The organism is Bradyrhizobium sp. CCBAU 51765, from assembly GCF_015291725.1.
Classification (GTDB): Bacteria; Pseudomonadota; Alphaproteobacteria; order Rhizobiales; family Xanthobacteraceae; genus Bradyrhizobium; species Bradyrhizobium liaoningense.
Genome location: NZ_CP030038.1, coordinates 8,371,528 through 8,395,823, shown reverse-complemented (window position 1 = coordinate 8,395,823; position 24,296 = coordinate 8,371,528). Strand labels below are relative to the sequence as shown.

18 protein-coding genes and 1 tRNA gene are annotated in these 24,296 nt (G+C 64.9%); 4 read left to right on the top strand and 15 right to left on the bottom strand.

Annotated features, from left to right (window positions below; all coding sequences use genetic code 11):
- Positions 1 to 47: 47 nt before the first annotated feature.
- Entirely contained in the window at positions 48 to 1,148 is a 1,101-nt protein-coding gene (gene dinB, locus XH96_RS38850) for a DNA polymerase IV (RefSeq protein ID WP_194390502.1), read from the bottom strand.
- Between the two features lie 43 nt (positions 1,149 to 1,191).
- Between dinB and XH96_RS38845 the strand changes: the two genes are divergently transcribed.
- On the top strand, positions 1,192 to 1,635 hold the full coding sequence (locus XH96_RS38845; protein WP_194390501.1) for a TspO/MBR family protein: 444 nt from the start codon (positions 1,192 to 1,194) through the stop codon (positions 1,633 to 1,635).
- A gap of 95 nt (positions 1,636 to 1,730) precedes the next feature.
- Positions 1,731 to 1,940, top strand: a complete 210-nt coding sequence (locus XH96_RS38840) for a hypothetical protein (protein ID WP_194390500.1) — start codon at positions 1,731 to 1,733, stop codon at positions 1,938 to 1,940.
- A 29-nt stretch (positions 1,941 to 1,969) separates the two neighbouring features.
- On the opposite strand, the gene XH96_RS38835 is transcribed toward XH96_RS38840, so the two are convergent.
- The 12 genes from XH96_RS38835 to XH96_RS38780 form a co-directional block, all read right to left on the bottom strand.
- Positions 1,970 to 2,046, bottom strand: a tRNA-Arg gene (locus tag XH96_RS38835).
- 58 nt (positions 2,047 to 2,104) lie between these two features.
- Complete coding sequence (locus XH96_RS38830; RefSeq protein ID WP_194390499.1) at positions 2,105 to 3,160, bottom strand: sensor domain-containing diguanylate cyclase; 1,056 nt, start codon at positions 3,158 to 3,160, stop codon at positions 2,105 to 2,107.
- Entirely contained in the window at positions 3,160 to 6,270 is a 3,111-nt protein-coding gene (locus XH96_RS38825) for an EAL domain-containing protein (protein ID WP_194390498.1), read from the bottom strand. The genes XH96_RS38830 and XH96_RS38825 overlap by 1 nt, the downstream gene beginning before the upstream one ends.
- A 174-nt stretch (positions 6,271 to 6,444) precedes the next feature.
- Entirely contained in the window at positions 6,445 to 7,530 is a 1,086-nt protein-coding gene (locus XH96_RS38820; RefSeq protein ID WP_194390497.1) for a branched-chain amino acid ABC transporter permease, read from the bottom strand.
- Positions 7,527 to 8,537: a branched-chain amino acid ABC transporter permease gene (locus XH96_RS38815; RefSeq protein ID WP_028176859.1), complete on the bottom strand. Its 1,011-nt coding sequence runs from the start codon at positions 8,535 to 8,537 to the stop codon at positions 7,527 to 7,529. The genes XH96_RS38820 and XH96_RS38815 overlap by 4 nt, the downstream gene beginning before the upstream one ends.
- Positions 8,534 to 9,256, bottom strand: coding sequence for an ABC transporter ATP-binding protein (locus XH96_RS38810; protein WP_194390496.1), 723 nt, complete (start codon positions 9,254 to 9,256; stop codon positions 8,534 to 8,536). The genes XH96_RS38815 and XH96_RS38810 overlap by 4 nt, the downstream gene beginning before the upstream one ends.
- Positions 9,253 to 10,041, bottom strand: coding sequence for an ABC transporter ATP-binding protein (locus XH96_RS38805; RefSeq protein WP_194390495.1), 789 nt, complete (start codon positions 10,039 to 10,041; stop codon positions 9,253 to 9,255). Before XH96_RS38805 ends, XH96_RS38810 begins: the two co-directional genes overlap by 4 nt.
- Positions 10,042 to 10,211: 170 nt before the next feature.
- Complete coding sequence (locus tag XH96_RS38800; protein WP_194390494.1) at positions 10,212 to 11,396, bottom strand: substrate-binding domain-containing protein; 1,185 nt, start codon at positions 11,394 to 11,396, stop codon at positions 10,212 to 10,214.
- A gap of 107 nt (positions 11,397 to 11,503) precedes the next feature.
- Positions 11,504 to 13,528 carry an acyl CoA:acetate/3-ketoacid CoA transferase gene (locus XH96_RS38795; protein ID WP_194390493.1) on the bottom strand — a complete coding sequence of 675 codons (2,025 nt, stop codon included), beginning with the start codon at positions 13,526 to 13,528 and terminating at the stop codon, positions 11,504 to 11,506.
- Positions 13,529 to 13,771: 243 nt separating this feature from the next.
- The gene (locus XH96_RS38790) at positions 13,772 to 15,214 is read right to left on the bottom strand and encodes a sigma-54-dependent Fis family transcriptional regulator (RefSeq protein ID WP_194390492.1); all 1,443 of its coding nucleotides are present in this window, start codon (positions 15,212 to 15,214) and stop codon (positions 13,772 to 13,774) included.
- A gap of 220 nt (positions 15,215 to 15,434) precedes the next feature.
- The gene (locus tag XH96_RS38785) at positions 15,435 to 17,171 is read right to left on the bottom strand and encodes a bifunctional diguanylate cyclase/phosphodiesterase (RefSeq protein WP_194390491.1); all 1,737 of its coding nucleotides are present in this window, start codon (positions 17,169 to 17,171) and stop codon (positions 15,435 to 15,437) included.
- A gap of 427 nt (positions 17,172 to 17,598) precedes the next feature.
- Positions 17,599 to 18,564: a sensor histidine kinase gene (locus tag XH96_RS38780; protein ID WP_194390490.1), complete on the bottom strand. Its 966-nt coding sequence runs from the start codon at positions 18,562 to 18,564 to the stop codon at positions 17,599 to 17,601.
- 179 nt (positions 18,565 to 18,743) lie between these two features.
- Between XH96_RS38780 and XH96_RS38775 the strand changes: the two genes are divergently transcribed.
- Positions 18,744 to 19,583, top strand: a complete 840-nt coding sequence (locus XH96_RS38775) for an SDR family NAD(P)-dependent oxidoreductase (protein ID WP_194390489.1) — start codon at positions 18,744 to 18,746, stop codon at positions 19,581 to 19,583.
- Between the two features lie 138 nt (positions 19,584 to 19,721).
- On the opposite strand, the gene XH96_RS38770 is transcribed toward XH96_RS38775, so the two are convergent.
- The gene (locus tag XH96_RS38770) at positions 19,722 to 21,095 is read right to left on the bottom strand and encodes a cytochrome P450 (protein WP_194390488.1); all 1,374 of its coding nucleotides are present in this window, start codon (positions 21,093 to 21,095) and stop codon (positions 19,722 to 19,724) included.
- A 144-nt stretch (positions 21,096 to 21,239) separates the two neighbouring features.
- Positions 21,240 to 22,475: an LLM class flavin-dependent oxidoreductase gene (locus tag XH96_RS38765; protein ID WP_194390487.1), complete on the bottom strand. Its 1,236-nt coding sequence runs from the start codon at positions 22,473 to 22,475 to the stop codon at positions 21,240 to 21,242.
- A 555-nt stretch (positions 22,476 to 23,030) separates the two neighbouring features.
- Between XH96_RS38765 and XH96_RS38760 the strand changes: the two genes are divergently transcribed.
- Entirely contained in the window at positions 23,031 to 24,218 is a 1,188-nt protein-coding gene (locus XH96_RS38760; RefSeq protein WP_194390486.1) for a PHB depolymerase family esterase, read from the top strand.
- The last annotated feature ends 78 nt before the right edge of the window (positions 24,219 to 24,296 follow it).

Below are 24,296 nucleotides of genomic sequence, written 5' to 3'. Positions count from 1 at the left end.
TCGCTGCTAAAGATGTCGCGTTCGCCGAAGCGGTCCTCCGGCCGGATTCAGATGCCCAGCGTCAACTGCGGCTCCGAATCGCCGCCGACCTGGAGCGAGGACAGCGAGACCCCCAACAGCCTGACGCGCTTGGGCAGCGGCATCTCGGCTTCGAGCAGGCCGCAGGCCAGCCGCTCCAGTTCGTCCCGGCCCGCGACGGCCGCAGCGACGGACCTGCTGCGCGTGATGATCTCGAAGTCGGCGAACTTGATTTTCAGGGTGATGGTGCGGCCGCGATTGCCGGTCGTCTCGCAATGGCGCCAGACCTTGTCGACGAGGGGCCTGAGTTCGGCGACCAGCGCGTCGAATGCGTCGAGGTCGATCGAGAACGTGTTCTCCGCGCCGATCGACTTGCGGATCCGGTTGGCCCGCACCGGCCGCTCGTCGACGCCGCGCGAGATCCAATAGTAATAGGCGCCGGACTTGCCGAAATTCGCGTTCATGAACTCCAGCGTCTGGTTGCGGATATCGCGGCCGGTGAACAGGCCGAGCGCATTCATCTTCGCAGCTGTCGCCGGGCCGATCCCGTGGAACTTGCCGACCGGCAGCGTCTCGACGAAGGCCGGCCCCATCTCCGGCGCGATCACGAACTGGCCGTTGGGCTTGCGATGGTCCGAGGCGAGCTTGGCCAGGAACTTGTTGTAGGAGATGCCCGCTGAAGCGTTGAGGCCCGTCTCGGCCTTGATCTTCTCGCGGATCTTCCGCGCGATGTCCCGCGCCAGCGGGATGCCTTGCAGGTTCTCCGTCACGTCGAGATAGGCCTCATCCAGCGACAACGGCTCGACGATGGCCGTGTGCTCGGCGAAGATGTCGCGGATCTGCCTGGAGATCGCCTTGTAGATCTCGAAGCGCGGCTTGACGAAGATCAGCTCTGGACATTGCCGCTTCGCCGTCACCGACGGCATGGCGGAGCGAACGCCGAACTTGCGGGCCTCGTAGCTGGCAGCCGCGACGACGCCGCGTTCCGCGGAGCCTCCGACCGCCACCGGCTTTCCGCGCAGCTGCGGATTGTCGCGTTGCTCCACTGATGCATAGAAGGCATCCATGTCGATATGGATGATCTTGCGCACCGGCGAGGCTGCGCCGGTCACAGTGTCGGGTTCGCTCATGGAAAGATGATACAATCGGGCCAGGGGAAGCGCGAGGTGATGGATGTTTCAGTTGCTGGTCTTCGTCGTCGCCGTGGTCGGCATCGGCTGGCTGATCGGCGCGACCAATCTTCCCGGAGAGTGGTATGCGGGCCTGGCCAAGCCGGATTTCGTGCCGCCGAACTGGGCGTTTCCGGTGGCGTGGACCATCCTTTACATCATGATCGCCGTCGCGGGCTGGCGGACCTATCGTCGTGCGCCGTCGGGAAGGGCGATGCTGGTCTGGACGGCACAGCTGGCGCTCAATTTCATCTGGTCTCCGGTCATGTTCACGATGCACCAGATCGGCGCCGCGCTCGTCATCCTCATCGGCCTGTTCGCCGCGATCGTGACCTACATCGGCCTCGAGATGTCACGAGACAGACTGGCAGCCGCCTTGTTCGTACCTTACGCGGCGTGGGTCGCGTTTGCCGGCGTGCTCAATGCGGCGATCTGGCGTTTGAATTGAGACGTTGATTCTCAAACAATCTCAAACAGCAATCCCGGGCTTGTGAGTGGCAAGCATGGGCACGCGATCTAATATGAGCCCGCGGAGGACAGCCAATGAAATACAGCTCCGAGCTCATTCAGACGATGCGTCAGGCCCTGGAAACCGTGATGGCGAACGTGCCGGCCCATCAATCGGTCTTCGGTCTCAAAGCGGCCGTGGCCGAATGCATCCTGAAAGCCGCCGCACACGGCCAAACGTCGTATGATGGACTGGTGACGTCCGCCTCCGATCAGGTCCAGGCGATTGTCGCGATGTTGACGTGAGTGCCGGCATGAAAACCGCTGGCAAAATCTGGCGCACCCGACACGATTCGAACGTGTGACCTTTGCCTTCGGAGGGCAACGCTCTATCCAGCTGAGCTACGGGTGCAGTGGGTTTCATTTAGCCGATTGGCGAGGGGTGGGCAACCGCTTCTCGCCGCATGCGCTCAAGCCGATTTGCGCCGGACAGGGGCCGGAACCATTGCCGCCTGCCGGCCGAGGGCGGCGAATTCGGCAAGCACCCGTTCGGCGCAGATGATGCGGTTGCGGCCGAGGCGTTTGGCCACATAGAGCGCCTCGTCGGCGGCGCCCAGCAGCCGGTCGGGGCCGCCGTCGGCACCGCCGGGGATGTGGCTGGCGACACCGACGCTGAGAGTGACGTGGTCGCCGGCGCCCGTGGCGCCGTGGGCGATCTGCAACGCCGTGACCGCGCAGCGAATCGCCTCGGCCACTTTGCAGGCGGTGTCGCAATCCATGTCCGGCAGGATCAGCGCGAACTCCTCGCCGCCATAACGGCCGGCGAGATCGAGCGGGCGCACCGCGTGCCGGCTGACGACGGCGGCAACCGCGCGCAGGCACTCGTCGCCGCTCTGGTGGCCGTGGCGGTCGTTGAACAGCTTGAAATGATCGACATCGACGAACAGCAGCGCCAGCGGCTTCTGCGTGCGCTGGGCGCGCGCCCATTCGTCCGACAGCATCTGGTCGAAGGAGCGGCGGTTCGACAGGCCGGTCAGCCCGTCCTTGGTGGCGAGCTCCTTCAGCGCCATCTCGGCGCGCTTCTGGTCGGTGAGGTCGCGCAGCGTCTCCACCACCGCGATCAGCCCGCCGGCCTCGTCGTGGATCGGGCCGGCGTCGATGGCGAGATAGAGCTGGCTGCCGAGCTTCGGCATCACGCACCAGTTCTCCGCGGAGAAGCCGAGGCCGTTATGGCCGCGCGCGGCATATTCAGAATAGTACTCCGGCAGCTGCTCGGGACGGTCCAGCGCGACGAGGTCGGCAAGGCAAGGGCGCCTGGTCTCGTAAAAGGCCTGCCAGTGCTTGCCGGTACCGATCACCTCGGAGGCGGCGACGCCGGTCAATCGTTCGCAGGCCCTGTTCCAGATCACCACACGGCGCTTGGGGTCGATCACGAAGGTGGGCACCACCAGGTGCTGCATCAGCCGTACGGCGTAGGAATCCGCAACGTCGACGGCTGTGGCCGGAGCTGTCCTTGACCTCGCCATCAGGCCACCGCAGCCACGGGCGCTGCGTCGCCGGGGCCGAACAGCTTTCGCACCTCGCTCGCCGGCTTCGGGGCGCTGAACAGATAGCCCTGCATCTGCGTGCAGCCGAGCGCGCGTAGCATGTCGCGCTGTGCCTCGGTCTCGACACCCTCGGCGACCGTGGTCATGCTGCTGGCGGCCGCAATGTTCACCACCGCCTGCACGATCACGGGCGAGCCGCTCGCCTCGGCGATGTCGACGACGAAGCAGCGGTCGATCTTGATCTTGTCGAACGGGAAGCGCTTCAGATAGCTCAGCGAGGAGTAGCCGGTGCCGAAATCGTCGAGCGCGATGCGCACGCCGATCGAGCGGAGCTGATGCAGGATCGAGAGCGCCGCCTCGTCGTCGCGGATCAGCACGGCCTCGGTGATCTCGAGCTCGAGCCGACGCGGGTTCAGCCCGGAGGCGGCGAGCGCGCCCGCAATCCGCAATGCCAGCGTGTCGCATTTGAGCTGCACCGGCGAGACGTTGACCGCGACGCGCACATGCGCCGGCCAGGTCGCGGCCTCGTTGCAGGCCATCCGCAACACCCAGTCGCCGAGCTCGTTGATCATGCCGGTGTCCTCGGCGACCGGAATGAACTCCGCCGGCGACACCATGCCGCGCTCGGGATGCCGCCAGCGCAGCAGCGCCTCGCAGCCGGATACTTCGTTGGTGCGCAGATCGACCAGCGGCTGATAGTGAATCTCGAAGCCGCCATTCACGAGGGCCTGCCGCAAATCCAGCTCCATGCTCAGGCGCGCCTTGGCGCTCGCGTCCATCTCCGGCTCGAAGAAGCGGTGGGTGCGGCGTCCATTGGCCTTGGCGCCGTACAATGCAAGGTCTGCGTTCTTGATCAGCTGATCGAGATCGGCGCCGTCCTGCGGCGCCAGCGCAATCCCGATGCTGGCATCGGTGGAGAGCTGATGGCCGAGACAACGATAGGGCTGCCGGATCGCCTGGTAGATCCGCGTCAGGAAGGACAGCACGTCGGCGGGGGATTCGATCCCGGTCTGGATCACCGCGAACTCGTCGCCGCCGAGCCGCGCGATCAGGTCGCCCGGCTTGAGGCAGCCGCGGAGACGGTCCGCGATCGCCTTCAACAGCTCGTCGCCGACGTGATGGCCGAGCGAGTCGTTGATGCCCTTGAATTCGTCGACGTCGATGTAGAGCAGCGCGAACCGTTCGCCGCCGGCGACCTTCGCCAGCTCGCGTTCGATCTGCTCGCGGAAAAGGGTTCGGTTCGGCAAGTCGGTCAGCGCATCGTAATGCGCCAGATGCGCGATCTGCTCGTCGGCGCGGCGTCGCTCGGTGACGTCCTCGATGACATGGATGAGATAGCGGGGTTCGCCGGCCTCATCGCGAATGCCGATCCGGCTCGATGTGATGTAACGCGGCCCCACACCCGGCATCTGCCAGGCGTGCTCGTCCTTGAACAATCCCCTGGCCGATTCCAGCGCGCTGCTGTCGTCTTCGGTGATGCGGGCGGCGAGCGCCTCGGGGAAGATGTCGAACGCCGTCTTGCCCACGACATCCTGGCGCGACTGGCCGAACAGCTGTTCGGCAACGCCGTTGAGCAGCAGATATTGCCGCGTGCGCGCATCCTTCACGGTGATCTGCGAGGGGATATGGTCGATGATCTCGCGCAGGAAGGTGTAGTTGCGGTCGCGCTCCCGTTCCAGGTTGCGGCGCTCGGTGATGTCTTCGATCGTGGCGACCCATCCGCCCTGCGCGAGCGGCGTGTTGATGACCTGGAAGGCGCGGCCGTTGGCCAACTGATGAATTCTCGTGGAGACCCTGCCTTCTGCGACGATCCTCATCACGTCGGCGCAAAACGTCTCCACATCGCCGTCGAATGCGCCGCGCTCCTTGCGATGATACATCGCCTCGCGGATGTGGCAGCCCGGCTTGATGACGTCGTGGGAGAGGCCGAACATGTCGGCGTAGCGGCGGTTGCAGGTGACGATGTAACCGGCGGCGTCGTACAGGATCAGCCCTTGCGACATGTTGTTGAGGGCGGTGTCGAGCTGAAGCCGCTTCGCTTCGATCCGCTCCTGCGCCTCACGATTCTGCCGGTTGATCTGGCGGATGATCAGATACAGGATCAGCGCGATGACGCCGGCTGAAAGCGCTGCGGTCGTGACCATGAAGCCGGTCTGCTGCCGCCAGTCCGCAAGGGCCGCCGCCGTGGTGTTGGTGCCGACGATGACCAGCGGGAAATGCGTCAGCGACGCCGCCGAGCCGAGCCGCTCCTCGTCGTCGATGAGGCCCCTGACGCGGAGAGTCTGCTGGCCGCCATTGGTGAGCACCTTCCGCATCAGTGGTGCATCCCTGAGGTTGCGCCCGATCAGCTCTTCGACATGCGGATGGCGCGCCAGCATCTTGCCGTGACGGTCGAACAGCGAGATGGCCGTACCCTCGGCGAGCGCGACGGACGCGAAATACTGCCGGTAGCTGTCCGGGTCGATCCGGCGCACCATCGCGCCGAGGAAGATGCCGTCGGCGCCGGTCAACCGGCGTGCGACGATCGTGGTCCATTTGTTGATGATGAAGCTGCGGACGGATTCCAGCAGCACCGTTTCGGACTGCGGATTCGTCTTGAACGTCTGAAAGTAGGCCCGGGACGAAACATTGATCTTGGGCAGCGGGTGGGCCCGCGACCAGTTGATCAGCTCGCCGTCGGCATCATAGATCGCGATGTCGCCCAGATGGGACACGGAGCTGATCTTGCTGCGCAGCATCTGGTTCGTGTCGGGTCCGGACAGGCGCTCGCGGAACATTGCCGGGGAGCTGATGTCGGCCAGGTTCATCTGCCCGATCAGATCGGCGGCGACGACGTCGGAATCCTCGAATTGCTGATCGAAATGCCGCGCGATCAGCTGCACCGTGTTTTCCAGCTCGCGTTCGCGATTGGCGAGGGTCCGCTCGCGGAATTCGCCGACGGCCATGGCCGTGACGGCGAAGATTCCGGCGACCAGCAACACGCCGCACAGGGTCAACCACAGGACGGGACTACGTCGTGCCAAGGCCTCCCAGCCGCTCCTTGCGGCAAGAGACATTCCGGCAGCCACCGTAGAAAGGACCTGGCGCATTCCACCTCACATGAGGAACAGGAATACACCGCACAAATGGCGCAAACCTTAGGAAAGCAAGTTACCCAAGTATTAATCCGGTTGAGCAACGGCGTCCGCACGTCGCGCAGCGGGAAGCCCGTCACGGTTGCGCGGCGCGCGCAGCAAACGCCGCGCTGCATCATTACCAACGGCTTAATGCGAGCTGCCGGCGCTCTTGTCGCCGCCGGCCTTGCGCAGCCGCCCGACCACGCCGGTCGGGAAGAAGTAAACGCTGGCGATGAACAGCAGACCGAGCCACAGCAGCCAGCGGTCGGGATGCAGCAGCCCCGGCAGCAGCGGCAGGCCGGCTTCGCCCGCCGCGTTGGAGGCAACGCCCATCAGCGATTGCAGATAGTTCTGGGCGAGGATGAAGATGGTGGCGCCGATGAGCGCGCCGTAGATCGTGCCCATGCCGCCGATCACGACCATCAGCAGGATGTCCAGCATGATCGAGAAGCTCAGAGAGGTATCGGGGCCGGCATAGCGCAGCCACAGCGCGTTCAGGATGCCGGCGCTGGCGGCCACGAGTGCCGCGAGGCAGTTGGCGTAGGTCAGGTGGAACACGGTGCGGAAGCCGAGTGCCTCGGCGCGAAACCGGTTCTCGCGGATCGCCTGCAGCACACGCCCGAACGGCGAGTTCACGACGCGCAGCAAGGCGAGGATCATCAGCGCCGAAACGGCGAACACCAGGTAGAAGGTCAGGATCCGGCCGTTGATCTCGAAGCCGAACAGGCTCTTGGAGATCAGCACGGTGCCGGGGCGCAGCAGCTCCGGCAGCTGGAAGCTGCGTCCGTCCTCGCCCCCCGTCAGCCAGGACAGCTGCGAGGCCAGCACCTGGAAGGCGGACGCCACGGCCAGCGTGATCATGGCGAAGAAGATCGCCGCGACGCGCAGCGAAAAGAGCCCGATGGCCAGCGCGAGCAGAGCTGCGAGCGGCAGGCCCACGACGATTCCAGTTGCGACCGCGGCCCAGTTCGGGCCCATCCCGTACAGCGCGATCGCGATGGCGTAGCTGCCGATGCCGTAGAACATGGTGTGGGCGAACGACACCGAGCCGGTGTAGCCGAGCAGCAGATCGTAGGAGGCGACCAGCGCGGCGAACACGCAGATCTTGGCGGCGACGTTCAGCGCCTTCGCACCCGGAAACAGGAACGGTGTCGCCGCGAGCGCCAGGATGATGACGACGAGAAGGAGCGTGAGCACGCGGCTCTTCGGCGGATCGCCTGAGAGGATCATCATCGGCTGGTCACCGCATAGAGGCCGCGCGGCCGCCACATCAGAATGGCGACCATCAGCAGGATGTTGGACACGAGGGCGAGCTTCGGCACCAGGAAGCCGCCGTAATTGGCGACCATGGCGACCAGGATGGCGCCGATGAAGCAGCCGCCGATCGAACCCAGGCCGCCGATGATGACGACGATGAATATCAGCACCGTGAGGTCGTCGCTCATGGAGGCGTGCACCTGTTCGCGATAGAGCGCCCACATCACGCCGCCGAGGCCGGCCAGCGCCGATCCCGTCATGAACACGCCGAGGAACAGGCGGCGGATGCGGTAGCCGAGCGCCTCCACCATCTCGCGGTTCTCGACGCCGGCGCGGATCAGGAGGCCGACCTTGCTGCGATTGAGCACGAGCTGGATCGCAATGAAGATGGCGAGGCCGATCAGCATCGCCAGCACGCGGTACTTTGCGATCGCGACGTCGCCGAGGATGAACGAGCCGCGCAGCGACGTCGGCAGCGGCATCGGGATGATCTGCGGTCCCCACAGCGCATAGAGCGTCTGCTCGGCGACGATCAGGCCGCCGGTCGTCATCAGGATCTGCTTCAGATGCTGGCCGTAGACGGGCAGGATCAGCACGCGCTCGACGACCAGGCCGAGTGCGCCGGAGACCGCCATCGACAGCAGCGCGGCCGGGGCCAGCACCGCGAGGTTCATCCAGAGCGAATCCGCCTGGATGGACGCCGCGAACGGGGCCAGAACCAGCGTGGCCACATAGGCGCCGACGGCGATGAAGGCGCCGTGGCCGAAATTGAGCACGTCCATCAGGCCGAACACCAGCGTCAGCCCGGAGGCCATGATGAAGATCATCATGCCCATGGCGAGGCTCGCGACGGTCAGCGTCAGCCAGGAGCTGGTCGAGCCGATCAGGGGAATCATCAGAAGGGCGAGCGCGACCGGCAGGAGGATCGGTGCGAGATCGCGCTTCGGCTTCGGCAGCGGATCGGTTGCGGCAATGTCACTCACTGATGCGCCTCCAGACTCAGGCCGAGCATCCGCTCCTGCAGCGGCACGTCGGCGGCGAGCGCCGCCATCTCGCCGCGATGGACGATGGTGCCGTTGTCCATGACCAGCACGTTGTCGCCGAGCTCGCGGGCGGCGAAGAAATTCTGTTCGACCAGCAGGATGGTGGCGCCCTTGCGCTTGATCTCCTTCAGGCACTCGATCAGCGCCATCACGATGGCGGGCGCGAGCCCCTTGGTCGGCTCGTCGACCAGCAGCAGCTTGCGCGGCTCGATGATGGCGCGCGCGATCGACAGCATCTGCTTCTGCCCGCCCGAGAGGCTTCCCGCGCGCGACAGCCAGAAGCGGCGCAGCGCCGGGAAGAAGCCGAAGATCCAATCCAGCTGGGCGTCGTCGAGCGGCCCGTCGCGGGCCGCGAGCACGAGGTTCTCCTTCACCGTGAGATCGGAGAACACCGCCATGCTCTCCGGCACGTAACCGACGCCGCGCCGCGCGATGTCGGGCGTGGCAAGGCTCTCGATGCGCTCGCCGGCGAGGATGATCTGGCCCTTCGAGGCCTGCCACAGGCCCATGATGGTGCGCAGCGTCGTGGTCTTGCCGGCGCCGTTGCGGCCGAGCAGCATCGTGACCTGTCCTTGCGGGACTGCGAGATCGATGCCCTGGAGGATGTGATAGCGGCCGATATGGGTGTGCACGCCGGAGAGCTTGAGTAGGTCAGTCATGCTGCGCTCCCTGCAGCGTCCCCTGCAGTGTTCTTGGGCGCGACGCCGAGATAGGCTTCCTGCACGATCGGCGAGGCGATCACTTCCGCGGGCGGGCCGTCGGCGACGAGCTGGCCGTTATGCAGCACGATGATGCGGTCGGCGAGCGAGCGCACCACGTCCATCTTGTGCTCGACGAGAAGGATGATCTTGCTCCTGTCCTGCTTGAGCTGCGCGATCAGGTTGAGGACGACGGGCACCTCGTCGATGCTCATGCCGGCGGTCGGCTCGTCGAACATGAACACTTTCGGCTCCAGCGCGATCATCAGCGCGACCTCGAGCTTGCGCTGATCGCCATGGGACAGCGCGGTCGCGGCGACGCCGCGGCGGCTGCCGAGCGCCACCTGGTCGAGGATGGCGTCGGCGCGCGCGATCAAATCGCGGCGCACCATCCAGGGCCGCAGCATGTCGTAATGGGTGCCGCTGGCGGCCTGCACCGCGAGGCGGACGTTCTCTTCCACCGACAGGTTCGGGAACAGATTGGTGAGCTGGAAGGCGCGGCCGAGGCCGGCGCGGGTGCGCATCGGCGCGGACTGCCCCGTGATGTCGGTGCCGTCGAACAGGATGCTGCCGCTCGATGCGCGGAGCTGGCCCGAGATCAGATTGAAATAGGTGGTCTTGCCGGCGCCGTTCGGCCCGACGATGGCGGTGAGCTCGCCCGGGCGAAACGTGCAGGAGACGTTGTTGACCGCGACATGGCCGCCGAAACGAATGGTGAGGTCGCGGGTTTCGAGGGTGAGAGACATTGGAGTCCGGCGAATGATGGAACGGCGATATATCCGCGATCGCGCTGCGCTCCCTCCCCCGCTTGCGGGGGAGGGCTGGGGAGAGAGTGTGTCCGCGGGCGAGACCCCCTGAGAGGATAGAGCCCTCTCCCGGCCTCTCCCGCAAGCGGGAGAGGTGAAGCAAGAAAACCTCAGCGCTTGTTCTTGATCGGAACGTCCATGTCCTCGATCTTCAGCTCGCGCACCGGCTCGAGCACAGCCCAGGCGACGTTCGGGTCGACCTTGACCTTGAAGTGATACATGCTCTGCAGCGCCTGATGATCTTCCTTGCGGAACACCATCTTGCCCTTCGGCGTGTCGAACTCCAGGCCTTCCATCGCAGTGATCAGCTTCTCGGTGTCGGTGGACTTCGCCTTGGTCACGGCGGCGACGACGGACATCGCGGCGGCGAAGCCGCCCGCGGTGAAGAAGTCCGGCGGCGCGTTGAAGCGCTTCTGGTGCTCGGCGACCAGCCAGTCATTCACGGGGTTCTTCGGGATGTCGTAGAAGTAGTAGGTCGCGCCTTCCATGCCGGGCAGGCCCTTATAGGCGGCGAGCGCCGGCAGGATGTTGCCGCCGGTCGAGAGCTCGATGCCGTAGCGCTTCGGGTCCATGTCCTGCAGCTTGGCCAGCGGATTGCCGGCGCCGGCCCAGATCACCCAGATCACCTTGCGGCCCGGCTTGTCCTTCAGCGCGTCGAACAGGCGCTGGCCGACGGCGGTGAAGTCGGTGGTCGAGGTCGGGGCGTATTCCTCGGCGGCGAGCGTCGCGCCGGTCTTGGCGAGCGCCTCCTTGAAGGCGGCGACGCCGTCACGGCCGAACGCATAGTCCTGCGCCAGCGTCGCCACGGTGACGCCCGGCTTGCCGATCGCGACTGCGTTGGAGATCGCGTCTTGCGACGAGTTGCGCCCGGTGCGGAAGATGTAGCGATTCCACTTCTCGCCGGTAATCTGATCCGCGACCGCGGGCTCGACGATCAGGATCTTCTTGTTCTCCTCGGCGACCGGGAGAATGGCGAGCGCCGCGGCCGACGAGGTCGTGCCGATCGCGATGTCGGCCTTGTCGTCCTGATAGGCCTCCGCGAGCGCGGCCTTGGCCAGATCCGGCTTGCCCTGGTCGTCCTTGGTGATGACGACGATCTTGCGACCGTCGAGCGTCATGGTGCCCTTGGTGGCGTATTCAAAGCCCATCTTCAGGCCGGTCTCGGTCTGCTTGGCGTAGGCCTCGAGCGGACCGGTCTTGCCGTAGATCAGCGCGATCTTGAGATCGTCGGCCTGTGCGGAGGCGCCCGCGGCGAGCGCGACAATGGTTGTTGTTATGATGAGTGATCGACGCACGATGGTCCCTCCTGATTTGAAGTTTCTCGGTAACAGCGATTTGCACAAGCTTGCGAACATTGCAATTGAACCTTCCGGTGGAGCGGGCTGGCCTTTGCGGGCATGCATCATTTTTGGGCCTGCCTCGCTGCGCCGGCCTCGACCTGGCGCCAGTCCGACTGCGCTTCCTCCGCGCTTTCGAAGATGTGCGGCGCGACGCCGCGTTTCTCCAGGGCTTCACCCAGCTTGATGCGCAGGAAGCCCGACGTGGTGTAGCGCGACACGCCGGAATAGAAGCGGTCGACGAGGCTGCGCACCATGGCTGAATAATCGTCCATCAGCTCCGGCAGGATGGAAAAGTTGTCATAATTGACGATGGCGTAGACCCGGCGGCCGAGCGGCGCCAGCCTAGCCTCGACGAGGGACGCGATGGTGTCGATCTCGGCCTTGCTGCGTAGTGGATAGCGCTCCAGATTGACGAAGAACAGGTTCTGCTGCTCGTCCAGCGTGAAGCGCTGATCGAGCGGGATGGTGAGCAGGCGCTCGCGCAGATCCATCAGACCCTCGCCGAAGATTCGCGCGTCCATCAGCACAGGGTCGCGCGGGATCAGCGGCTTGAAATCCATCAGGCGCAGGATGTCGCGCTCGATGTCGATGCCGGGCGCGACCTCGGTGAGCTCGAGCCCGTCGTCCCTGAGCTCGAACACGCAGCGCTCGGTGACGTACAGCGTGCGTTGCTTGCGCGCGGCGGCAAACGGGCCGCTGAAGGTGACGTGCTCGACGCGATCGACGAACTTGCGCGACTTGGCTTCGTCGAGGATGACGAGTTTCCCGTCGCGCACCGCGATGCGTTGCTTGCCCGCACCGAACGTGCCGACGAAGACGACCTCCTTGGCATTCTGGCTGATGTTGATGAAGCCGCCGGCACCGGCCAGCTTCGGCCCGAACTTGCTGACATTGAGGTTGCCGGCGCGGTCGACCTGGGCGAGGCCGAGAAAGGCCGCATCCAAGCCGCCGCCATCGTAGAAGTCGAACTGGTAGGGCTGGTCGATCACCGCCTGCGTATTGATCGCCGCGCCGAAATCGATGCCGCTCGCCGGGATGCCGCCGATCACGCCCGGCTCCGCCGTCAGCGTGATCAGATCGATGATCCGCTCCTCATTGGCGACGGAGGCGATCCCTTCGGGCATGCCGATGCCGAGATTGACGACGCTGTTGGCTTTCAGCTCCAGCGCGGCGCGCCGGGCGATGATCTTGCGCTCGCTGATCGGCATCACCGGCAGAGAGGCGGCACGGACGCGGATCTCGCTCGAGAAGGCCGGATTGTATTGCGTGCCGAAAGTCTGCCAGTGGTTCTCCGGCCTCGCCACGACCACGCAGTCGACGAGGATGCCGGGAATCTTGACCTGGCGCGGATTGAGGCTGCCGGCCTCGGCCACGCGCTCGACCTGGGCGATGACGATGCCGCCGGAATTATGCGCCGCCATGGCGATGGCCAGCGCCTCCAGCGTCAGTGCCTCCTTCTCCATGGTGAGGTTGCCGTCGGGATCGCCCGTGGTGGCGCGGATGATCCCGACATCGATCGGGAAGGTCTTGTAGAGCAGGCACTCTTCGCCGCGCAGCGTGATCAGCTCCACCAGGTCCTCGGTGGTGCGTGCGTTCAGCTTGCCGCCGCTTTCCCTGGGGTCGACGAAGGTGCCCATGCCGACGCGGGTGATGTGGCCGGGCCGGTGCGCGGCGATGTCGCGGAACAGATGCGTGATGACGCCCTGCGGCAGGTTATAGGCCTCGATCCGGTTCGCGATCGCGAGCTGCTGCAGTTTCGGCGCAAGGCCCCAATGCCCGCCGATCACGCGCCGGACCAGGCCTTCATGTCCGAAATGATTGAGGCCGCGCTGCTTGCCGTCGCCCTGACCGGCCGCATAGACCAGTGTCAGATTGCGCGGCTTGCCTTGCGTATAGGGCGCATCCCCCTCGTGGGACAGATAGAGCTCCTCCAGCGCGATGGCGATCTCCTCGGCAAAGCCGATGCCGACGAAGCCGCCGGTCGCCACCGTGTCGCCGTCGCGGATCAGCATGACGGCTTCATTCGCCGAGACGACCTTGCCCTTCTCGGAGTTGCGCAAGTAGGGCAGAGCTGGATGATGGCTCACGGCGTTCCTCCCGCTCCCTTCGATTGCATGCCGTTATTGTTTTGCATTGATCTTATCGCGGGGATCGGCCCTGGAACAGCTTGCTCCCCACGAGAGAAGGCAGACGAGAGCAAGGTCCGCGCCAGAGGCCGTCAATTCGCGGAAAGTGGCCAAAGCTGCGGCATTTTCCGCATGTCTGCAGCCAAAGAGTAGCCAGGCACCGTGTCCGGAATCCGAGACTCCGGACACGGGGAGTCTCGAAACTCAGACGGCAGCGGGTCCTGTCGCGAGGCCGAACTTGGCGAGCTTCTTGTAGAAGGTCGCGCGCGAGATCCGCAGCATCCTGGCGGCTTCCGTGATCTGGCCGTTGCTGGCGGCGAGTGCCTGTTCGAGCGTGTGCTTCTCGAACTCCGCCTCGGCTTCGGCATAGGGCACCACCGCTGCGGCCGGTCGCGCGGGCGGCGCAAGCCTGACCTCGGTGTCGACCGGGAGGATGCGCGCGACGTCCTCGCCGGTCAGCCGCCCGGAATCGCTGAGGATCAGCGCGCGCTCGAGGATGTTGCGGAGCTCGCGGACATTGCCCGGCCAGTCGTAGCGCGCGAGCGCGGCGAGCGCGCTCGGCGTGATCTTCGCCTTGACGTAGTCGCCCGATCCGCTGATGTCGTCGAGCAGCCGGGCGCAGAGATCAGGGAGATCGTCGAGGCAATGGCGCAGCGGCGGCAGCTCGATCGCGAGCACGTTGAGCCGATAATAAAGGTCGGGCCGGAACGCGCCGTCGCTGACGCGCTTGCGCAAATCCACATTGGTGGCGGCGATCACGCGCACGTCCACCTTCGAGATCTTGTCCGAGCCGAGCGGCTCGATCTCGCGTTCCTGGAGCACGCGCAACAGCTTGGCCTGCAATTGCAGCGGCATCTCGCCGATCTCGTCGAGGAACAGCGTGCCGCCGTCGGCGATGCGGAATTTGCCCTCGCGCCCCCTGCGGTCGGCGCCGGTATAGGCGCCCGGCGCAGTGCCGAAGAACTCCGACTCGATCAACGTGTCCGGGATCGCGGCGACGTTGACGCTGACGAACGGCTTCTCCGCGCGCGAGGAGGCGTTGTGAATCGCCTGCGCCAGCATCTCCTTTCCCGTTCCGGTCTCGCCGGTGAGCAGCACGGTGACGCTCTGCCGCGCGGCACGGCTTGCGAGCTCCTTGGCTTGCGCGAGTCCCGGCGTGTTGCCGACGAAATCAGCGAAGGTGAAGCGCGCGGCGCGGGCGTTGGACAATTGCCGCCGCGCCAGCCGCAGATCGCTCTCGAGCTGGGCGACGCGGGCGAGCAGCGGTTTCAGGCTTTCGAGATGATCATAGAGCACGAAGCCGATCGCGCCGATCACCGTCCCGTTCTCGTCCTCGATCGGCATGCGGGTGACGACGAGCTGCTCGCCGCCGAGCTCCATGATGTCGAGCAGGATCGGCTCGCCGGTCTCGGCCACCTTCCGCATCAGGCTGTTCGGGATGACCTCCTCGATCGATCGGCCGATCGCCTCGGTCGGATGCTCAAGGCCGAGCGCGGCGAGATATTTCTCGTTGACGTAGACGACGCGTCCGCCGCGATCGATCGCAATCGCACCTTCGCAGAGCTTCTCCAGCCGCTCGAACAGCGTCTCCATCGCGCGAGCACGGAGATAGGCGGGATCGCTGATCGAGGAGGAGGCGGCAGGCATGAGATACCTCGGGGAGGTCCGCCTGTGTATTAGCAAAAGTGTAGCGATTTCAAAGGGGGAAATGGGGCATTGAGGTGCCGCCCCACCCCCACTGTCATGCCCCGGCTTGACCGGGGGCATCCAGTACGCCGCGCCCCATCGATTCAATAACGATTGTCTCTGGAATACTGGGTCGCCCGGTCAAGCCGGGCGACGACAGCGAGATTGGAGCGCCGTCGACCTACCGCCGATACCCGCTCGCCCGCGAATAACCCTGGCGGTTCTGCTGCATCGGGCGGCTTGCCACGCTGACCCGCGCCTCGCTTGATACGGGCGTTGCGAGCTTCAGCTCTTCCAGGAAGATCGGCCGGGAGAAGTAGTAGCCCTGCGCGTAGCGGATCTTCGTTGCCGCCTGGAGATAGGCGAGCTCCTCGTAGGATTCGAGGCCTTCGGCGACCACCGTCATGCCGAGGGCTTCGCTCAAGGATTCGATCGCGCGCAGGATGCCCTGGCTGCGCGGGCGCTTATGGATGTCGGTGATGAAGGAGCGGTCGATCTTGATCTCGTCCGCGGTGATGTCGGCCAGCGCCGAGAGCGAGGAATAGCCGGTGCCGAAATCGTCGATGGAGATGCCGACGCCGAGCTTGCGGAACATCGGCAGGATCTCGGCCTGGAAATGATTCTTGGCGACGAAGGCGTCTTCCGTCACTTCCATCATGAATCGCTGCGGAAAGCCGGTGTCGTCCAGCGCCCGCGCGAAGCTGCGCATGAATTCGGGATTGCCGGCCTGCTTGGCGGCAACGTTGATGCTGATCGTCGTATCCGCGCCGAACGTGTCGTTGATCAGGTCGATCGACTTGACGATCTCGGCGAGCACGAGATGGGTCAGCTCGTCGATCAGCCCGAGCTCGCCGGCAAGATTGATGAACGAACCGGGCGCCTGGATCACGCCTTCGTCGTCGCGCAGGCGGACCAGGGCCTCGATGCCCTTCACCGCCTGTGTGCGGATGTCGACCTTGGACTGGAAGGCGCAGCAGAAGCGCTTTTCCAGGATGGCGAGCCGCAGCGACTGCTCGACCTTCATCCGCGCCTGCGCCTCGCGCTCCATGCTGGTATCGAAGAAGGTCGCCAGTCCCTTGCCGTTGTTCTTGATGCGGTACATCGCGATGTCGGCGTTCTGCCGCAGCGTCTCGAAGCTGCTTCCATGGTCGGGATAGAGGCTGATGCCGACCGAGGTCGAGGCGAAGACTTCCGAATTGTCGATAAAGAACGGTGCAGTCAGCCGCTCCAGCGTCGATTGCATGAACTCGGCGACTTCCTCCTGGCTCTGGATCGGGGAGAGCAGCAGCAGGAATTCGTCGCCGGAGATGCGCGACAGCATGTCGGAATCGCGCAGGTCGCGCCCGAGCCGCTTCGACAGCTCGACCAGCAGCGCGTCTCCCACGGGGTGGCCGTAATAGTCGTTGATGTGCTTGAAATTGTCGACGTCGAGAAAGGCCAGCGCGAAACGCTCGCCGCCGTGACCCGTCGCGAGCAGATTGTTGGCGCGGTGCTCGATCACGCGCCGCGAGGGCAATCCGGTCAGCTCGTCGAAATAGGCCGAGCGGAACAGCTGGTCTTCGAAATTCTTCTGCTCGGTGATGTCGGAGGATGCCGAGATCAGGAGCTCGCGCCCGGCGAGGCGAACGGGACGATGGGTCGTGAGCAGCACCTGGCGCGCGGCGCCGACGTGAAGCGCCTCCTCTGTCACCACCGCCTGGCCGGCGCTCAGCGCCTGCCGGCAGGCTTCCTGTCGCGGGGCCAGGTCGGGTGAGTGACGGCTGCCGTCCATGCCGAGCTGGGCGGCGGCGGCATCGTTGACCAGCAGAAGCTCGCCATGCGCGTCCTGCACGGTGAGGCCGGCAGGTAGCATTCTAACGATTTCCTTGAGAAAACTGAGCTCGGCTTCAGTCGCACCGGAATATGTATTGTCGTTCATACAAGTCATGAATCTTGTTGTTTCGGCGCGCCTTTGCAATGGGCGCGATGTTGCGCAGTTCCCTCTTAAGTTTGGTTAAGGGGCCAGGAGAAATACGGGGGTGTTTTGGAGAAAACTTGCGACGATGCGACGCGCGCCGGCGATCGTCATTAACAGAGGGTCAACGCGCAAAGCGAAACTGCGAAGTATCCGCGTGGAGCGATTTCGGCCTGCGGCCATCCCTCGAGATGCCCGCCGTGGGCGCGCCCTCAGGATGAGGACCGGAGTGTGTTGCGCGATATCACGCGAGCACCGATGCCGCTTAGCCTCGTCCTGAGGAGACCGCGAAGCGGTCGTCTCGAAGGACGAGGCGCGTGCTCATCTCGCGCAATATGCCATACGCGCTTGCGCCACGCCGCAAGCGGGGGAGGAGCGGACCTCTCGCGTTTTATTCGCTTCGCGGGATTCGGCACTGCATGATGCAATGCAGCCCGGTCTTCAGATACGAGATCTCGGTCCTGCCGTCGAAGGACGACAATGCCGATTTCAGCAACTTGGTGCCGAAGCCGGGCTCGGACACCTTGTCCACGCTCGGCCCTTCGGTTTCGTCCCAGGTGATGGTCAGGCGGTCGTCGCTGATGGTCCAGGACACCTGCAGCAGGCCGCGCGGTGAGGAGAATGCGCCATACTTGCCTGCATTGGTGGCAAGCTCGTGAAACATCAATGACAGCGTGACCGCGAGCTTCGGCGGCAGGAACAATCGATCGCCATTGAGGGTGAAGCGGACATGGCCATAGGGGCCGAGCTCCGAGATCAGGAGGTCGCGGATATCGCAGCCGCCCTTGTCGATCCGCGAGATCAGATCGTCCGTTGCGGCCAGCGAGCGCAGCCGGGGATCGACCCGGGCCCAGACCTGCGGGTGGTCGTGCAGCACCTGGTGCAGCACGGCATGCACCGTCGACAGCTTGTTCTTCAGCCGGTGCTGCAGTTCCTCGACCAGCAGCTTGCGATACTCTTCTTCCTCGATCAGGCGTTTGGAGATCCGGCGCTGCTCGGCCAGCATGGTGCGATAGTGCTCGACACCCCAGATGGTTATCGCGCAGACGGCCCAATAAAGGGCCAGCAGGGCAAAGCGCGCGCGATCGGCAAAGGCATCGCCGAAATTCAGGACGACTCCAAGCACACCGCCGATCAGCGCCGTGATCACGCCGATCCGGAATCCGCCCAGGGCAGCTGCAAAGAACACGGCCGGAAAGTACGGCGTGAAGTAGATGTCGGGACGAACTTGAGCGAGCCCCCAGCGGACCAGGGTTGCGGCCAACAGGCAGACTAGCGCAAACGAGATGCTCAGACCGAGCGAGGGCGGCGCCGCGCCCTGCCAGCCCTTGCGGAACTCGTCGATCAGCTTCCCCATGCGCAGCCCAGTTGCGATATGCGTTCGAACATCGAGCGGCCCGTGAGAACGTTACGCATGCCGCCTGCACAAGCATAGCTTGCCTTGTCGAAAGCGGGCAGGGATAGTGGCCGCTCCGGCGACGGCGGCGGCCGACATGCGCCATTTGGCATCAAATCACTCGAAAACAGGAACATTCCATGGGCAGGCTGGACGGCAAGGTTGCAGTGATCACGGGGGCGACAAGCGGGATCGGATTGCGCACTGCGGAAGTCTTCGTTGCCGAAGGTGCCAAAATTGTGATCGCGGGCCGGCGCGTAGCTGAGGGCGAGGCACTGGCGAAGCAACTCGGGGCCAACTGCATCTTCCGCCAGACCGACGTCACGGTCGAAGCGCAGATGCAGGCGCTGATCGCGCTCGCGGTCGAGAAATTCGGCAGGATCGACTGCCTGTTCAACAATGCCGGCGGGCCGGCGCAGACCGGCGGCATCGAGGGCCTCGAGGCCGAGCGGTTCGATGCGGCAATGGCAACGCTGGTGCGCAGCGTCATGCTCGGCATGAAGCACGCCGCGCCCCACATGAAGAAGCAGGGCTCAGGCAGCATCATCAACAATGGCAGCATTGCCGGCCGCCTCGCCGGCTTCTCGTCGTCGATGGTCTACAGCGCGGCCAAGGCGGCGGTGATCCATCTCACCAAATGCGTGGCGATGGAGCTCGGCGAATCCAACGTCCGCGTCAACTCGATCTCGCCGGGCGCGATCGCAACCGGCATCTTCGGCAAGGCGCTGGGGCTCTCGACCGATGCCGCGGAGAAGACGCCGGCCGTGATGCGCGAGGTCTACAAGACCGCGCAGCCGATCCCGCGCGCCGGCCTCCCCGACGACATCGCCCATGCCGCGGTGTTCCTGGCCAGCGACGAATCCAGCTTCGTCAACGGCCACGACCTCGTCGTCGACGGCGCCATCACCGGCGGCCGCAACTGGAGCCAGCAGCAGCAGGGCTATGTGGCTCTGCGCAAGGCGTTCGATCAGGGGGCGTAAGCGGCGCTCTCGTGCCCCGGACGCAGCCCAGCGCTCCTTCAGCGATACGCTGCAGAGCCGGGGCCCATCTCTCCAAGCTGAAGGTGTCGCGAGATTCTGGATCCCGGCTCGCGCTTCGCGCGTCCGGGACACGAGAGGCTAAACTGCCTTCACCGTCACCCGCAGCCCATCCCGCGGCTTCGGGATCGGCCACATCTGCCAGTCCGGCTTGTAGCCGGGCGCGAGCGACACCTCGATGTTCTGCAAGAAGTGCCGCGCGAAACATTTCGCCTGCATGTAGGCGAAGTGCAGGCCGAGGCACATATGCGCGCCGCCGCCGAACGGCACGAAGGCGAAGCGGTGGCGGCCACGCTGCGCTTCCTCGGTGAAGCGCAGCGGATCGAACCGGTCCGGCTCCGGCCAGATCTCCTTCATATGGTGCGTGTAGAGCGGATTGACGCCGATCGCCGTGCCGGCAGGGATCGCAAAGCCCTTGAAGCTGAAATCGCGCATCGCGCGGCGCGGCATCGACGGCACCGGCGGCCTGATGCGCAACGCTTCCTTGAACGCCATTTCCGACAGCGGCATCTTTTCGAGATCGTCGAAGCTGCTGGGCGCCCCCGGGGCAAGACCGAGCGCGAGCACCTCGGCGCGCAGCCTGTCCTGCCAGTCCGGATTGGCGGCGAGCTCGCCGATGAAGGACGTCAGCGACGAGGTCAGCGTGTCGTGCGCCGCCATCATCAGGAAGCTCATGTGGTCGATGATGTCCTGCTCCGAGAGCAGCGCGCCGTTCTCATGGGTGGCGCGGCAGAGCTGCGAGAACAGATCGTCGCCGCCATGATTGCCGCGGCGGAGCGGAATCTGCTCGCGGAAATAGGCGACGATGCGCTTGCGTCCCTTCACGCCTCGCGCCATCTGGGTGCCGGGCAAGGGGCGGCGGACTGGGGAGACGGAGGCGGCGACCATATCGACGAAGGCGCGGTTGATCTCATCGACCTCAGGCCCGATATCGGCGCCGAGGAACGAGGCCGCAGCGAGATCCAACGTAAGCTGCTTCATCGCCGGATAAAGCTGCATCTCGCCGGGCTTTGCCCTCCATTGCGCGACGCGCGCAGAAATGCCGCGGTCGAGATCGCCGAGATAGGACTTCATCGGACCGGACTTGAAGGCGACCGACAGCGCCTTGCGATGCAGGCGATGTTCGTCGAAATCGAGCAGCATCAATCCGCGCGGAAACAGCAGGCCCAGAACCTTGTTCCAGCCATGCGTCGAGGAGAACAGCTTCTGCTGGTCGAACAGCACGAGCTCGTTGGCCTCGGGCCCGAGCAGCACGACATTGGTCTCGCCGAAAAAATGCGTACGGTAGACTAGGCCGTATTTGGCGCCGTTGGCTTCGATATGGCCCTTTGGGTCGGCGAGCACCTGAAACGTCTTGCCGATGATCGGCCAGCCTTCGTCGCCGGGAATGTGGGTCAGCTCATTGCGCCTGGGTGGGGTGAACTGAAGCGCAGGGGCCACATTCTGCATCGACATGACGATTTCTCCGGTTGGCTGACCGACAGAATCCCCGCGACCGACGGCAATATTGCGGCCCGCGCCAGGCTGATGCGATCAGCTTAGCACGGGCCGATATCGCCTGCTTGAGATCGTGGCCGCAGGTGCAGCAGCAACGCGCCCCTACCGCTTCGCGGCTTCCTTCTGCAGATCCGGGGCGTTGACGGCGGGAATGGCGACGCGGCCGGGGCCGGTGACCTTCAGCGCCTCGGCGGCCTTCTCGTTCTCCATGATCTTGGCCATCACGGCCTGTCCCGCGCGCTCGAAGATCGCGCGGTTCTCGATCACGAATTTTTGCGACTTGCGAAGACCGTCGATGTAGCCGTTGATCTCGGGAACGACGTAGCGCGCGACCATGTCCCAGCTGCGGCGGGTATTTTCCGGATTGGCCCAGTCGTGCACGAAGCCGATGATGGCGCCGACGCCGCCGGAGACCTGCATCACGTTCTTGATGGTTTTGACGAGATCGTCGGGCGTGCCGATGGTGGACGCGGCGCCCTCGACGAAGGCGGTCTTGTCCACGGCCTCGTCGGGCGATGAGAATGCGGTGAGGCCCGGCCGCTGCAACGTGCCGACGTTATATTCGTTGTGCCAACGCATCAGCCCGGCGCCCGCTTCGCGGCGCGCCTGCTCGCGGGTCTCGGCGATGTGGAAGGTCAGCAGCACGCGCCAGTCGGCGCGGTTCACCTTGGTGCCGTGCTTTTTGGCGGCATCCTCGGCGAACTGCCATTGCTGCTGCAGCGACATCAGGCCCTGCGTCGTCATCGATCCCAGCGAGATGATGCCGATGCCGTATTTGCCGGCGAGCGTCATGCCGGAGGGCGAGATCTGCGAGGCCACCACGAACGGCATCTCCTCCTGCAAGGGCAGGATCTGCAGCGCGGCGTCGTTCATGGTGAACCAGTCGCTCTTGGCGGTGACGCGCTCGCCGTTGAAGAGGCGGCGGATGATGCCGATCGCCTCGTCCTGGCGGTCGCGCTGCGTCATCGGATCGATGCCGAGCGTGTGCGCATCCGAGGCGAGCGCGCCGGGTCCGGAGCCGAAGATGGCGCGGCCGCCGGTCATGTGGTCGAGCTGCACCATGCGCTGGGCGACATTGAAGGGATGGTGATAGGGCAGCGACACCACGCCGGTGCCGAGCTTGATCCGCTTGGTGCGCTCGCCGGCCGCGGCCAGGAACATCTCGGGCGAGGCGATCATCTCCCAGCCCGACGAATGATGCTCGCCACACCAGAACTCGTCATAGCCCAGCGCATCCAGCTGCTCGACGAGGTCGAGATCCCGCCGGAACTGGAGCATCGGATGCTCCCCGATCGGGTGATGCGGGGCAAGGAAGGCTCCGAACTTCAGGCGCGCCATGGGTCTCTCCGGCTTGATTTTCTGTTTGTTGAGACGGCAAGGCTACGTGCCTGATGGCGCGAACGCAATCGCACGATGTCCCGCGCAGCGGAATGCAGGCATGCGAGCTGAGGTGAGCATCGCGACACCAGATTGTTGATCTAGCGCGGCGCGCTGCAGATCGCAGGCCTTGCTGCGCTCGCGCTCGTCACATTTCATGTCGATGTGCCGACGTCGCTCGCGTCTGCACTCATCGTGATCATCTTCGCTGATGGTCGGGGACCTCTGATGGCCGCTCGCGGCGCGGTGTTGTCAACCGCCCAAGCCGTGCAATCAGCGCGCGCAGGATCTGTCGTCTCGCTCAGGCCGTTTGTGACATCATCATGATTTGCGCCGCATTTCCGGCCTGCATGCCCGCGCATCTGCACGATGTTGAGGCAATGCGGTTAATACGTGGGGATTCCTGCGGGAATCCGTGGCCTTTTCGCGAGATTGACAGCGCACGGTCTTTTTATTTTGCAATGCAGCAACTATCTGGTTGGACTGACGTTGTACGTCGCCCACCAGGAAGCTGCCGTGTCGCTAGCTAAAAATATCGATCTCTTGAGACGTCTGCCGAGGCTGGACGGACTGCGCTTTGCCGAGCTTGATCGCAGCGCCGATTCATCCTGCCCCTTGGAGGAGGTCCTTGGCTTCGGCGACAATCCCGGAGCCTTGCGCATGTTCGCGTTCGTGCCGGCGCAATTGCAGAAGCCGCGCGCGCTTGTCGTCGTGCTGCATGGCTGCGGGCAGACGGCAGCCGGTTACGATCTGGGTGCGGGCTGGTCGACGCTGGCGCGGCACTATGGCTTCGCGCTGTTGATGCCCGAGCAGCAGCGCGTCAACAACGGCAACACCTGCTTCAACTGGTTCAATCCGGAAGACACCGTGCGCGGCAGCGGCGAAGCGCATTCGATCCGCGAGATGATCGCGCACATGGTCGAGACGCACCGCATCGATTCCAGGCGCGTCTTCATCACCGGCCTGTCGGCCGGCGGCGGCATGACGTCGGTGATGCTCGCGACCTATCCGGAAGTCTTCGCGGCCGGCGCGGTCATTGCCGGACTGCCCTACGGCATCGCCTCGAATCTGCGCGAGGCGCTCGAGGGCATGTTTCATTCCCCGGCGCGTCCCGCGCGCGAACTCGGCGATCTCGTGCGCAACGCCTCGGATCATCGCGGGCCCTGGCCGAAGGTCTCGGTGTGGCACGGCAGCGCCGACCGCACCGTCAATCCCGGCAATGCCAACGAGATCGTCAAGCAGTGGCTCGACCTGCACGACCTGCCTGACGCGCCGATGGCGGAGACGGTCGTCGACGGCCATCCGCGCCAGGCCTGGTGGAACAAGGACGGCGAGACGCTGGTCGAATCCTACGCCATCACCGACATGGCGCATGGCACGCCGCTCGGGATCGCCGACAACGACCAGCGCTACGGTGTCGAAGGCGCATTTCTGATCGAGGCCGGCATCTCCTCGTCCTACCACATCGCAAAGTTCTTCGGCCTCACCGGCTGGATTCCCGACGCCGCGACCAAGAAGGCGGAAGCCAAGCCTGCCATGAAGCCTGCAACGAAGCCGGCGCTCTCGCCCGCGCCGCATCTCGCCCGCTCGATCCGTGCAGCAATTGCCGAAGAGCAGGCCGAGCCGCAGCGCGAAACGGCTCGCGGCTTCGATCTCGGCGAGATCATCACGCGCGCGCTCACGGCCGCGGGGTTGATGAAATAGCTTCATCCCCGCTGTCGTCTCGGACAAGCGCGCTTCAAGCGCGCGCCGATCAGGAACCCATACTCCCAGGATTGAGCG

Bases quoted from the DNA above. Each gene is read 5' to 3' on its own strand.
- XH96_RS38790 (WP_194390492.1), bottom strand. From the start codon at position 15,214: ATGCCTGCCGCCTCCTCCTCGATCAGCGATCCCGCCTATCTCCGTGCT.
- dinB (WP_194390502.1), bottom strand. From the start codon at position 1,148: ATGAGCGAACCCGACACTGTGACCGGCGCAGCCTCGCCGGTGCGCAAG.
- XH96_RS38805 (WP_194390495.1), bottom strand. From the start codon at position 10,041: ATGTCTCTCACCCTCGAAACCCGCGACCTCACCATTCGTTTCGGCGGC.
- XH96_RS38785 (WP_194390491.1), bottom strand. From the start codon at position 17,171: ATGAACGACAATACATATTCCGGTGCGACTGAAGCCGAGCTCAGTTTT.
- XH96_RS38840 (WP_194390500.1), top strand. From the start codon at position 1,731: ATGAAATACAGCTCCGAGCTCATTCAGACGATGCGTCAGGCCCTGGAA.
- XH96_RS38780 (WP_194390490.1), bottom strand. From the start codon at position 18,564: ATGGGGAAGCTGATCGACGAGTTCCGCAAGGGCTGGCAGGGCGCGGCG.
- XH96_RS38775 (WP_194390489.1), top strand. From the start codon at position 18,744: ATGGGCAGGCTGGACGGCAAGGTTGCAGTGATCACGGGGGCGACAAGC.
- XH96_RS38820 (WP_194390497.1), bottom strand. From the start codon at position 7,530: ATGATGATCCTCTCAGGCGATCCGCCGAAGAGCCGCGTGCTCACGCTC.
- XH96_RS38830 (WP_194390499.1), bottom strand. From the start codon at position 3,160: ATGGCGAGGTCAAGGACAGCTCCGGCCACAGCCGTCGACGTTGCGGAT.
- XH96_RS38845 (WP_194390501.1), top strand. From the start codon at position 1,192: ATGTTTCAGTTGCTGGTCTTCGTCGTCGCCGTGGTCGGCATCGGCTGG.
- XH96_RS38765 (WP_194390487.1), bottom strand. From the start codon at position 22,475: ATGGCGCGCCTGAAGTTCGGAGCCTTCCTTGCCCCGCATCACCCGATC.
- XH96_RS38770 (WP_194390488.1), bottom strand. From the start codon at position 21,095: ATGTCGATGCAGAATGTGGCCCCTGCGCTTCAGTTCACCCCACCCAGG.
- XH96_RS38825 (WP_194390498.1), bottom strand. From the start codon at position 6,270: ATGCGCCAGGTCCTTTCTACGGTGGCTGCCGGAATGTCTCTTGCCGCA.
- XH96_RS38810 (WP_194390496.1), bottom strand. From the start codon at position 9,256: ATGACTGACCTACTCAAGCTCTCCGGCGTGCACACCCATATCGGCCGC.